Origin of the sequence: Rhodovulum sp. PH10, assembly GCF_000293785.1 — a bacterium.
In the GTDB taxonomy this organism is placed as follows: Bacteria; Pseudomonadota; Alphaproteobacteria; order Rhizobiales; family Xanthobacteraceae; genus Rhodoplanes.
The window spans coordinates 1-1,687 of record NZ_AKZI01000193.1 but is presented as its reverse complement, the minus strand read 5'-3'; the positions used below and the strand labels follow the sequence as shown (position 1 = coordinate 1,687).

2 protein-coding genes are annotated in these 1,687 nt (G+C 72.2%); both read right to left on the bottom strand.

All coding sequences use genetic code 11. The annotated features are described in order from the left end of the window. Positions 1 to 397 precede the first annotated feature (397 nt). Complete coding sequence (locus tag A33M_RS21090) at positions 398 to 1,033, bottom strand: DUF1254 domain-containing protein (RefSeq protein ID WP_008391742.1); 636 nt, start codon at positions 1,031 to 1,033, stop codon at positions 398 to 400. Beyond that, positions 1,030 to 1,608, bottom strand: a complete 579-nt coding sequence (locus tag A33M_RS21085; protein ID WP_008391741.1) for a DUF1214 domain-containing protein — start codon at positions 1,606 to 1,608, stop codon at positions 1,030 to 1,032. The genes A33M_RS21090 and A33M_RS21085 overlap by 4 nt, the downstream gene beginning before the upstream one ends. Positions 1,609 to 1,687: the final 79 nt, after the last annotated feature.

Below are 1,687 nucleotides of genomic sequence, written 5' to 3'. Positions count from 1 at the left end.
CGCTGTGCATCGGCGGCGGCATGGGCATCGCCATGTGCATCGCGCGCGATTGATAGCGTATCCGGCGAAGGCTCGGTAGACCCCGAGCGCACGGCCCCTTCCCTCTCCCCTCGCGGGAGAGGGTGGCGAGGACGGAACGGAAGTGACGTCCGAGCCCGGTGAGGGGGCGAGCCGTAGACTCGGAGCAGGAGGAGATCCCCCTCACCCGGTTCCTCGCTGCGCTCGGAACCACCCTCTCCCGCGAGGGGAGAGGGAAGAACCCGAGCCGTTCGGCCGGAACCCCACCAAAAAGAATCCTTTGCCAGCCCGTGCAAACGTCACCGCGGCGGTACCCCCGCCGCGGTTTTTCGTACGTGACCGGCAAGGGGGAAAGAAAAAAGGCGGGGGACGAGTCCCCTCAGCCGCGCGGCGACGATGCGGCGCCCGCACCCGTGGCACCGGCACCCGTGGCGCCGGCTCCGGCACCTGCGGCCGCACCCGTGTTCGGCGACGGCAGCGGCCGGCATTTCGCGGCGGACACCGCCGCATCCGCCATCGGCATCAAGCTCGGCTCCGGGGAGAGCGCGCGCACCACGATCAGCCCGGTCGGGGTCGGCGATTCGACGATCAGCCGGTCGGCCGCCGTCACGTCCTCCTCGGTCGGCAAGGCCTCGCGCTGCGCGGTCGTCATCAGGTCGAGCTCGATGATCTTCTTGCCGGCGGCGCGGTCGTTGATCGCGTAATAGGCGATGCCGTTGCGCGTGTAGAAGGTCACCGAGGTGTAGGCCTGGCTCACCGGCGCGGTGAGCTTGATGGCGCCGGTCGCGAGATCGTAGCGGCACACCGATGCGGCGAAGGCCGGGTCCATGTAGGGCAGCAGCGCCTGGTCGGGCGAGGGGGCGGGCAGCAGCGTGAAATCGTTGACCTTGGTGATCGGCTCGAGCCGGGCATAGGCGTCGCGCGGCGCGGTTTCCGGCAGCACCAGGATGGTGACGAGATGGACGATGCCGCCGAGGATCAGCCCGGCGAGCAGCCACAACAGCCAGCGGATCACGAGCAGCCCTCCGCGACGATCGCCGGCATCGGCGCCTCGCGCTCGGCGCGCGTCGCGATCCCGACCGGCGTGTCGTAGACGCGCAGCACCAGCACGTAGCGCTCGACCCCGCCCGTCGGCAGCCAGTTGCCGGCGCGGGCGCGCGGCGACGCGACGATCTCGAACGAGCCGTCGGCGTGGCGCACCAGCTCCTGGCTGGTGAAGCCGTAGCGGCCGAGCGCATTGGCGACCAGCCGGCCTTCCGGCGTGTAGAGCGTGATGGTGAAGAAGCGCGCCGGCGGCGTGGTGCCGGCGATGCGCACCTCGCAGCGGCCGTCGAGCCTGCGGCCGCGATCGTCCGCCTTGGCGGTGAAGGCGACGCCGTCGCCGAGCCCGACCGGCAGCGCGCCGGCGCGCGCGACCGCGGCGCGGGCATAGGGGTCGATGTCGGCGCTGCCGGCATAGGGGTGGGCGGTCCAGGCGCCGAGCGTCAGCGCGTCGAAGGCGACGCCGCGGCTGAGCGCGAGCCACGTCCCGCCGAGCCCGACGGCGGCGGCGACGATCAGCGAGAGGAGGGCGCCGATCAGGAGGCGCATCGGACGCTCCGGCGGGTGGGGTGCAACAGGGTCATGCGCGTGCGTCCGGCGGGGTCAGTCCGGCAGGGCGGTCGGCGAG